The organism is Frankia sp. Mgl5 (assembly GCF_023242985.1).
Classification (GTDB): Bacteria; Actinomycetota; Actinomycetes; order Frankiales; family Frankiaceae; genus Parafrankia; species Parafrankia soli.
The window spans coordinates 1-8227 of sequence record NZ_JALKFY010000701.1; the positions used below are offsets into that span (position 1 = coordinate 1).

Genomic DNA, 8227 nt, shown 5'->3' on the forward strand with positions numbered 1-8227 from the left:
ACCACACCATGAGCATCCAGCCTGCCCGAGACGGGCCCCGTCCCGCAGGCAAACACGCAGGTCACCGCCCAAATCGGGATTCTGGAGCCCCACAGGGTCAGCACCTTCCCGGGGGAGCGTCTTCGATCAACTAGTCGGACACTCCCCCCGATCGCCGCTTGGGTTCGTCGTCCTCAGCGTGGGGATCGACGGCGTGTGCTCGCAGGGTGAGGAAGATCGTGTCGAGTGCGTCGAGGAGCGGCTCTTCGGTACGGGTCGTCTTGGTCATCAGCAGCCCGCCTTGCAGGATCGCGAGAATCGAGCGGGCGAGCCGCTGACCGTCGGTGTCGGCCCGGAGCAGACCCGCGGTGATCATGCGCTCGGTCCCAGCCTGGAGCAGGCGCTGCCATTCGGCCATCGCGTTCTGGGCTGCCGCGGCGACCTGGTCGTGGCTGCCGGCGAGCTCATTGACCATCGAGCCGATGGGGCAGCCCCAGTAGGGCTGCGCTCTGTAGTAGGCCGTGATCGCCTCGCGCCACTTCTGCCACGACTCCCAGGAGTCGAGCTCGTCCAGGTAGGGCCGTTGGGCGTCCAACAGTCGCGCGGTCTGCCAGTGCGCGAGCGCGCTGACGAGGTCGGGCTTCCCTTCGGGGAAGTAGTGGAAGAGCTGACTCCCGCTCGTCCTCGTTGCGGCTCGGACGTCCTCGAGCGTCGTCGCGTTCACGCCTCGCGCCAGGACGAGCTCCGCGGCGGCTTCCACGATGCGGGCACGGGTGGCCAGTCCCTTGCGAGTGAGGCCCTCTGGAGTGCTCATGTACCCAGCCTACTGGTTCTGGACAGTTCCATCTGTTATTTTGGATGAGCGCGTCCAATACTACCTACAGGAGTTCTCCATGGCACTGCAGGGTCAACCGGCCCCCGTGGTCGCGCGGGACCTGTTCATCGGCAACGAGTGGCGCCCGAGCGCGGACGGTCGCTCGGAGTCGCTGATCAATCCGGCGACGGAAGAGCGGTTCGGCAGGGTCGCACTGGCGTCGAGTGCCGACGTGGATGCCGCTGTGCGGGCCGCACGGACGGCGTTCGACGAGGGGCCGTGGCCACAGCTCTCCTTGAAGGAACGAGCCGACTACATGCTCGCGCTCGCCGACGAGATCGAGCAGCACACGGATGCCATCGCCGAGGTGGTGATGGCCGAGACAGGGCTGGTCGTCGGTGCCGCCCGCGGAAACCCACTGGCCTTCGCCGGTCTGTTGCGCTACTACGCAAGTCTCGCCGACTCGATCGAGCTCCAGGAGGTCCGGACCGGCCTGACCGGCGTCACCGCGCGCATCGAGAAACGGCCCGTCGGTGTCGTGGCCGCGATCGTGCCATGGAACGCACCGCTCGGTCTTGCCGCCTTCAAGCTCCCTCCGGCACTCCTGGCCGGCTGCACGATCATCATGAAGCCGTCCGACTTCTCGCCGCTGAGCGCCGGCTACATCGCGGACGCCGCACTCAGGATCGGCCTGCCAGCCGGCGTGATCAACATCCTCACCGCCGGTCCTGAGCAGAGCCAGCAGCTCGTCAGCCACCCAGGCGTAGACAAGGTGACGTTCACCGGATCGACGACCGTCGGGCGCGCGATCGCCGCGGCCGCGGCGCCCACGCTCAAGCAGGTCACGCTCGAACTCGGCGGCAAGTCCCCGGCGGTGATCCTGCCGGATGCGGATCTAGAGCGGCTCGTCTACACGCTGCCGATCAACGTTTGCAACAACAACGGCGCGCAGTGCACGGATCCGAGCCGGCTGATCGTTCCGGAAAGCCGCAAGGACGAGATCGTCGGGGCACTGGCCGAAGCGTTCGCGCGTGTCAAGGTCGGAGATCCGGCCGACCCGGACGTGATGGTCGGCCCGATGATCAACAAGGCACATTATGACAAGGTCCTCGGCTTCTTCGAGACAGCCCGACAGGAGGGCGCGACATTCGCCGTCGGCGGTGGTCGCGCGCCCGGGTTCGACAAGGGCTACTACGTCTCACCGACCATCATCACCAATGTGTCGCCTGATTCTCGTGTCGCACAGGAGGAGATCTTCGGCCCGGTGACCGCGGTGCTCACCTACCGCGACGAGGCCGAGGCGATCCGGCTGGCCAACCACACCGAGTTCGGACTCAACGCCGCTGTCTACGGCAGTGACGAGCAGCATGCGCTCGAGGTCGCCCGCAAGATCCACAGCGGCACCGTCTCGATCAACAACGGCATCACCATCGATCTCGCGGTGCCCTTCGGCGGCGTCAAGCAGTCAGGCTACGGACGCGAACTCGGCCCCGAAGGTCTCGACGCGTTCTACAACACGCACGCGATCTTCCTCGACGGCGAACCAATCGTCACGCTCTAGACCAGCGTCATGCGGACGTCCCAGTCCGACGGCACGGAGACGGACCCCGGCCAACCACACGCCACCGCACCGGAGGCTCCTCGTCCCGGAGGGCCTCCGGTGCACCCGGCGAGCGATCGAAAAGACACAGCACGACTTCCCAACGGCGGCTCAGCCGCCGGGGAATTCCTCCGCACCGACCCAGCGGGACGGTAGCCGGACCAGACCAAGACAGGCCGCGATGATCAACGCGACTCGCGCCGTGGCCCACAGGCCGAACGTCCCGCGCGAGCGCCACGACCAGGCTGATGACGACGAGTGCGGCCGAGCCGTTCGAGCAGTGGCCTCGCCTCGCCCGGCGATGCCGCCTTCGCGGATCACGACCGAGCCCCTGCCTTTCCGGCCACCCCAATTTCCTCAATATCAAGGGAAACGAGGGCCCATGCCGCCGACAGTCACGAAGTTGCCGGTCTGGCCGGGAATGTCCGACACGCGTCGGGCAGTCCCCGTCCGAGGGCGGTCAGGAGGTTAGTGCTTGCTGTTCCTCGGCTTCGACCTGGCTGTTCCATTTCTGTTTGCCGGCCTGCCAGCGGTCTTCGTCGTGGCCGGCCCGCCAGTATCCGGAGATCGACAGCCATTCCATGGGTAGTCCTCGCTCGACGCGCAGCGCGCGGCGCAGTGTCTTGACCGCGCCGGCTTCACCGTGGACGAAGACGTGTCCGGTGCCTGTCGGGATCTTGAACGCGGTGACGGCTTCGACGAGTGGGGCGCCGACGGGGCGGTCGCCGCGGTGCAGCCACTGGACCTCGACGCCGCCCGGCGCGTCCAGGTTCTGTTCCTCCCGCGGGCCGGCGACTTCGACGAACGCGTAGACCGGCACGCCGACGGGGACGCGGGGAAGGGCGGCGGCGATGGCGGGCAGCGCGCTCTCGTCTCCGGCGAGCAGGTGCCAGTCGGCGCCGGTGCTGGGGGTGTAGGCGCCGCCAGGGCCGTTGAGCAGGATCTCGGTTCCGGGCGCGGCGGTGGCGGCCCAGGTCCCGGCAAGTCCTTGCTGGCCGTGCACGACGAAGTCGACGGTCAGTTCGCGTGTCTGCGGGTTCCAGGCCCGCACGGTATAGGTACGGGTCCGCGGCCAGTGCTCGCGCGGCATCCGCTCGCGGACGACCGCGAGGTCGAACGGCTCGGGGTAGGTCACCCCGGGAGTGAGGAACAGCAGTTTCACGTAGTGGTCGGTGAAGTCTCCGGAGGTGAACCGGTCCATTCCGGGTCCGCCGAACACGACACGGACCATGTGGGGGGTGATGCGCTCGGTGCGCAGGACCGTCGCGCGGTGCGGGATGGGGAACCGGCGACCCTCCGGACGTTCTCCCAGGGCTTGGCGTTGTGCCATGCGGACTTTCGCTCCTCTTCGTCAAGTACGGCTGTGAAGGGCGGGCGGGCCCGACTCCGCGGCCCTCGGGGAACACGCGCGCTGCTCGTCGCGCGGCCCAGCGGCGAACAGCTCTCCGGCTGCCTGCTCAGAGCGGACCGGAACGGGCCCCTGTACGCCCGCGTGGTGGGACGCCGCGCAGGGGCCCCGTTTCGGTCATCCGTTGGTGACGACCCGGACGGGGCGGAGGGTCGCGATGACCCTTTCTGAGCCGGGGATGTCGAGCATCGCCTCGTCGACGCCGTAGTGCTTGGCGAACAGCGGCAGCAGTGTCTTGCCGGGGTCGGGGGCCAGATCGACGTCGGCGCGGATCTCCAGGGTGCGGAACGGGTTGGTCGGATCGAGGACGAACAGGCCCGCGACGGGACTGCGCAGCAGGTTCTTGTACTTCTGCCGGGTGCTGATCAGGGACGTCCGCAGCGCCGCACCGTCGTAGAGGTACCAGACCGCGGTCGACTGCGGCCTGCCGTCCGCGCCGACCGTGGACAGCACCGCGGTCAGGGGCTGGGTGAGCAGGTCCAGGTGCGAAGCCGGGATCTCAGCTGGCGTGGTCATGGTCGGCCTTCCTCATACGGGGCGGGATGGGTGTCGGTGGTGTTGCGGGTGGACCATGGATGGTGGGCTTGGCGGCGGGGGTGTGAAGTCATGGTGTGTCCAGCTCGGCGCGGATCTGGGGCAGCACCTTGGCCCCGAGCAGTTCGATGCCGTGCAGGACGTCGCGGTGGGGCATGCCGCCGACGTCCATCTGGAAGATCTGGCGGGTATGGCCGAGCATCCGGTGCAGGTGCAGGATGCGTTCGGCTACCTCGCCCGGGCCGCCGACGAAGACCATGCCGCCTGGTCCGAAGTCGGCTGCGCGGGCGCCGCGCGGAGGTGCGGGGCGGCCGAGTTCGGCCATGCCTTCGGCCATCATGCGGTGCTCGTAGTCGAGATAGGTCGAGCGGGCCTGGGAGTTGGTGTCGGCGACGAAGCCGTGGACGGCGATCGCGATGTCGGCCCGGTCGGCGGGGTGGCCGGCCTGGGCCCACGCGTGGCGGTAAGCGTGCCCGTACTGCGCCCAGTGTTCGGGCGTGCCGCCGAGGATGCCGAGGAACATCGGCAGTCCGAGCTCAACGGCGCGGTAGACGGAGTCGGGGCTGCCTCCGGTACCGAGCCAGATCTTCAGTGGCTGTTCCGGGCGGGGAAAGACGGTGACCCCCTGCAGGGGCCGGTTCCGGTGCGGGCCGTGCCAGGTGACGTCCTCGCCGGCGTTGATCGCCATTAGCAGCTGGAGCTTGGAGGAGTAGAGCAAGTCGTAGTCGTGTTCGTCGTAGTCGAACAGCGGGAAAGTGATCGTCGACGATCCGCGCCCGGCGACCAGCTCGATCCGGCCGGGCGCCATCGACGCCGCGGTCGCGAGCTGCTGGTAGACCCGGATCGGGTCGTCCGTCGACAGGACGCTCACCGCGGTGCTCAGTGTGATCCGCTTGGTGGTGGCGGCCGCGGCGTTGACCAGCGAGGTCGGTGAGGACAGCGGCATCGCCCTCGTGTGATGCTCTCCCACGCCGAAGAAGTCCAGCCCGACCTCGTCCGCGAGCTTGATCGCTTCCAAGGCGTCGCGGACCGCCTGGGCGGTGGGGCCGGGTCGGCCGTCGGCGAGCCGAGGGGTGTTGCCGAAGGTGTAGACACCGAGCTCGAAAGTCACGACAAGCTCCTCGGAAATTACTCTGGGACGGGCGGCTCGCCGGTCCCTCGGGCGGCGCAAAGGACCCCGACTCGGCCGTCCGCCGCCGGCTAGTTACTGATCGCCGGTGCGGCGTTGACGTAGCGGTCATCGGTGATCTGCGCGGCAGTGAACGCGGCGATGTCCGCGCGGGTGACCTTTATGCCGATCTTGTCGGTGCCGAAGAACCCCTGGCGCCGCACCCCGCGGGCCGGGCCGTTCCTGGGCGCGATGAAACGCACGATCGTCCAGTCGAGCCCACTACCCATGATGATCTCCGACACTCCGAGCAGTTCCCGGTAGGCGCGGGGCAGGAACGTGCGTGCTACGAAGCCGATGAGCTTCTGCTGGAGGGTGGGCTTGTCGCGGTCGTCGACGATGCTCGGTGTGCCGTTGCCGACGAACCGCCGGACACCGTGCCATCGCATCGCGTCGATGATGAGTCGGGTGCCCTCGACCAGGGGCAGGCCGGTGGTCTTGCGGTCCATGCTGGGACCGAGCGCGGAGACGACGGCGTCGGAGCCGGCCACGGCCTTGTCGACGGCGGCCGCGTCGGTGATCTCACCGACGACCAACTGCACGTTCTTCTCCGGCCAGGAGGGCGGGACCTTGGCGGGGTTGCGCGCGTAGGCGGTGACGCTGTGACCGGCGCGCAGCAGCTCGACGACCACAATCTGCCCGATGGCGCCAGTGGCGCCGAAGACGGCGACGTTCATGAAGCGGATTCCTTACTGGACCCGTCGGGGCCTGGTGTGGCGCAGTCCGGCGGCCGTGGCGGCATCGACGATGTGGCGGTGCTGCTGTAGCTGGTCGGGGTCCTTGCCCGAGATGTGCTCCACCTGGTCGTGTCCCGCCACCGCGTCGCGGATCTGGGCCGGCTCGGCGAGTTCCACGCGGGCGGCGCGGAATCCCTCCGCCGCGAGGGCGTCGAGGACCTCCTGGTTACGGCCGGCGGCGGTGACCTCGGCGGGAGCGAGGCCGGTCTTCCGCAGTTCGGCGAGGTACTGCTCAGGGGCCGTAGGGACCGAATCGGCCCCAGGCGACGAACACGGCGAGCGCGAACAGGACGGCGTTGACCGCGACCCCGGACGGCTCCCGCCGGCGGACGTGGGTCGCGGCGGCCAGGACCATGGTGACCGCGAGGCCGGTCGCGGCCAACGGTGTGAGGACCGACGCGATCCCGGTGGCCCGAGGCAGGACCAGCCCGAACGCGGCCAACAGTTCCACGACGCCGATGAACCGCACCGTGTTCCGCGAGAAGTCCTCGACCCAGGGCAGGCGGCCCACCAGCTTGTCCTTCGGCTGGGTGGCCTTCCCCACTCCCGCGAGAGCGAACGCGGCTGCCAGTAACCCCTGGACAATCCACAATGAGACGTTCATCGACGCGTACTCCCTCTGTCCCGCGCCGGTTCAGACGACCGCGACGGCGAGCTTGCCCATCGTGCCGCCGGCGAAGTCACCGAACGCCGCGGGCACCTCTGCGAGTGGGTACATGCGGGCGACCGGAACCCGCAGGCGGCCTGCGGCGACGTCGCCCGCGAGCCGGTCCAGGGTGGTGCCGGTCGGGTTGGCCATGACCGCGGTGGCCGCCGGGTGCTGGTCGGCGCCGAAGCCGACCGTGCCCGCGAAGTCCTTCCCGAGCACCAGCGGGAAGCGGTGCTCTATCATCCCGGCCACGAGGCCGCCGGCGACCGCGAGGTCGAACCCGTTCACCGACGACGCCGCCACCCGCACCAGCACCTCGCCCGTGCCCGGTTTCTGCGTCGGCAGCTCGGTCGCCGCGGGCTGCGCCCCCTGCTCGGCAATAACGACAGCACGCACGTCGATCTCCTCAGCAACGGAAGTGGATGCTTTCGTCCACTTGCCTCGTCTAACGTAGCATACAAGTGGACGGTAGCTTCCACTTCAGTCAGGGAGGCACGATGACGTCGGCGCCACTGCCCAGCTCCCCCAGCGGCACCGGGCTGCGCGTCGATGCCGAACGCAACCGGCAGCGCGTCGTCGCCGCGGCACGCGAGCTGTTCGCCGAACTCGGCATCGAGGTGCCGATGGAGGACGTCGCCCGCCGCGCCGGCGTCGGCGTCGGCACCCTCTACCGGAGGTATCCGACCCGCGCCGACCTGATCGCGGCCGCGTTCGAAGCCAAGATGAGCGCCTACGCCGACGCCGCCCAGCAGGCGCTCGCCGACCCCGACCCCTGGCACGGGTTCTGCGGCTACGTCGAACAGATCTGCGCCATGCAGGCCGGCGACCGCGGCTTCACCACGGTGCTCACGATGACCTTCCCCACCGCGAAACAGTTCGAGTCCGACCGCGCCCGCGCCTTCGCCGACTTCACCACTCTCGTCGAACGAGCCAAAGCCGCCGGGAAACTCCGCGCCGACTTCGTCACCGAGGACATGCCGATGTTCCTCATGGCCAACGCCGGTGTCCTGACCGCCACTACCGACGCCGCCCCCGACACCTGGCGCCGGCTTGTCGGCTACCTCCTCCAAGCCTGCGCCGCCCCCGCCGCCCAGCCCCTGCCCGACCCGCCCCGCCCCCGCCAGATGTACAAGGCGATGCTGCGCGCCACACGGCACCAACGCGACCGATCCTGACCAGCAGGCGGTGTCGCCGGACAAACGGGACCAGGCCAGCCACGCCTCGTCGTACATCTGTGGGACAGGACCAAGGAAACGACCTAAGAGCGTGTCTCACGTCGAGTGCGGGAGTTTCTTCCAGCAGGTGATCGCGGCAGCGAGGCAGACGAACCCGAGGAAG

Annotated in this window: 10 protein-coding genes; 2 read left to right on the top strand and 8 right to left on the bottom strand. The window is 68.9% G+C overall.

Annotation, left to right across the window (positions count from 1 at the left end; all coding sequences use genetic code 11):
• Positions 1 to 130: 130 nt before the first annotated feature.
• Positions 131 to 793: a TetR/AcrR family transcriptional regulator gene (locus MXD62_RS26360; protein ID WP_248832113.1), complete on the bottom strand. Its 663-nt coding sequence runs from the start codon at positions 791 to 793 to the stop codon at positions 131 to 133.
• Here MXD62_RS26360 and MXD62_RS26365 point away from each other — a divergent pair.
• Positions 753 to 2354, top strand: coding sequence for an aldehyde dehydrogenase family protein (locus MXD62_RS26365; protein WP_248832114.1), 1602 nt, complete (start codon positions 753 to 755; stop codon positions 2352 to 2354). The genes MXD62_RS26360 and MXD62_RS26365 overlap by 41 nt on opposite strands.
• Before the next feature lie 499 nt (positions 2355 to 2853).
• On the opposite strand, the gene MXD62_RS26370 is transcribed toward MXD62_RS26365, so the two are convergent.
• From MXD62_RS26370 to MXD62_RS26400, 7 genes are all read right to left on the bottom strand, one after another.
• Positions 2854 to 3723: a siderophore-interacting protein gene (locus MXD62_RS26370; RefSeq protein WP_248832115.1), complete on the bottom strand. Its 870-nt coding sequence runs from the start codon at positions 3721 to 3723 to the stop codon at positions 2854 to 2856.
• A 195-nt stretch (positions 3724 to 3918) separates the two neighbouring features.
• Complete coding sequence (locus MXD62_RS26375; RefSeq protein WP_248832116.1) at positions 3919 to 4317, bottom strand: PPOX class F420-dependent oxidoreductase; 399 nt, start codon at positions 4315 to 4317, stop codon at positions 3919 to 3921.
• A gap of 88 nt (positions 4318 to 4405) precedes the next feature.
• The gene (locus tag MXD62_RS26380) at positions 4406 to 5446 is read right to left on the bottom strand and encodes an LLM class flavin-dependent oxidoreductase (RefSeq protein ID WP_248832117.1); all 1041 of its coding nucleotides are present in this window, start codon (positions 5444 to 5446) and stop codon (positions 4406 to 4408) included.
• A gap of 89 nt (positions 5447 to 5535) precedes the next feature.
• Positions 5536 to 6180, bottom strand: a complete 645-nt coding sequence (locus tag MXD62_RS26385; protein ID WP_248832118.1) for an NAD(P)H-binding protein — start codon at positions 6178 to 6180, stop codon at positions 5536 to 5538.
• 12 nt (positions 6181 to 6192) lie between these two features.
• Positions 6193 to 6456, bottom strand: a complete 264-nt coding sequence (locus MXD62_RS26390) for an NAD(P)H-binding protein (RefSeq protein WP_248832122.1) — start codon at positions 6454 to 6456, stop codon at positions 6193 to 6195.
• Between the two features lie 16 nt (positions 6457 to 6472).
• Positions 6473 to 6844, bottom strand: a complete 372-nt coding sequence (locus tag MXD62_RS26395; RefSeq protein ID WP_248832119.1) for a DoxX family protein — start codon at positions 6842 to 6844, stop codon at positions 6473 to 6475.
• A gap of 30 nt (positions 6845 to 6874) precedes the next feature.
• Positions 6875 to 7285, bottom strand: coding sequence for a zinc-binding dehydrogenase (locus MXD62_RS26400; RefSeq protein WP_248832120.1), 411 nt, complete (start codon positions 7283 to 7285; stop codon positions 6875 to 6877).
• Between the two features lie 101 nt (positions 7286 to 7386).
• Between MXD62_RS26400 and MXD62_RS26405 the strand changes: the two genes are divergently transcribed.
• Complete coding sequence (locus MXD62_RS26405) at positions 7387 to 8064, top strand: TetR/AcrR family transcriptional regulator (protein WP_248832121.1); 678 nt, start codon at positions 7387 to 7389, stop codon at positions 8062 to 8064.
• Positions 8065 to 8227: the final 163 nt, after the last annotated feature.

What these genes read in the sequence shown, in the direction of transcription:
- MXD62_RS26360 (WP_248832113.1), bottom strand. Translation starts at nt 793, where the DNA reads ATGAGCACTCCAGAGGGCCTCACTCGCAAGGGACTGGCCACCCGTGCC.
- MXD62_RS26370 (WP_248832115.1), bottom strand. Translation starts at nt 3,723, where the DNA reads ATGGCACAACGCCAAGCCCTGGGAGAACGTCCGGAGGGTCGCCGGTTC.
- MXD62_RS26375 (WP_248832116.1), bottom strand. Translation starts at nt 4,317, where the DNA reads ATGACCACGCCAGCTGAGATCCCGGCTTCGCACCTGGACCTGCTCACC.
- MXD62_RS26385 (WP_248832118.1), bottom strand. Translation starts at nt 6,180, where the DNA reads ATGAACGTCGCCGTCTTCGGCGCCACTGGCGCCATCGGGCAGATTGTG.
- MXD62_RS26395 (WP_248832119.1), bottom strand. Translation starts at nt 6,844, where the DNA reads ATGAACGTCTCATTGTGGATTGTCCAGGGGTTACTGGCAGCCGCGTTC.
- MXD62_RS26405 (WP_248832121.1), top strand. Translation starts at nt 7,387, where the DNA reads ATGACGTCGGCGCCACTGCCCAGCTCCCCCAGCGGCACCGGGCTGCGC.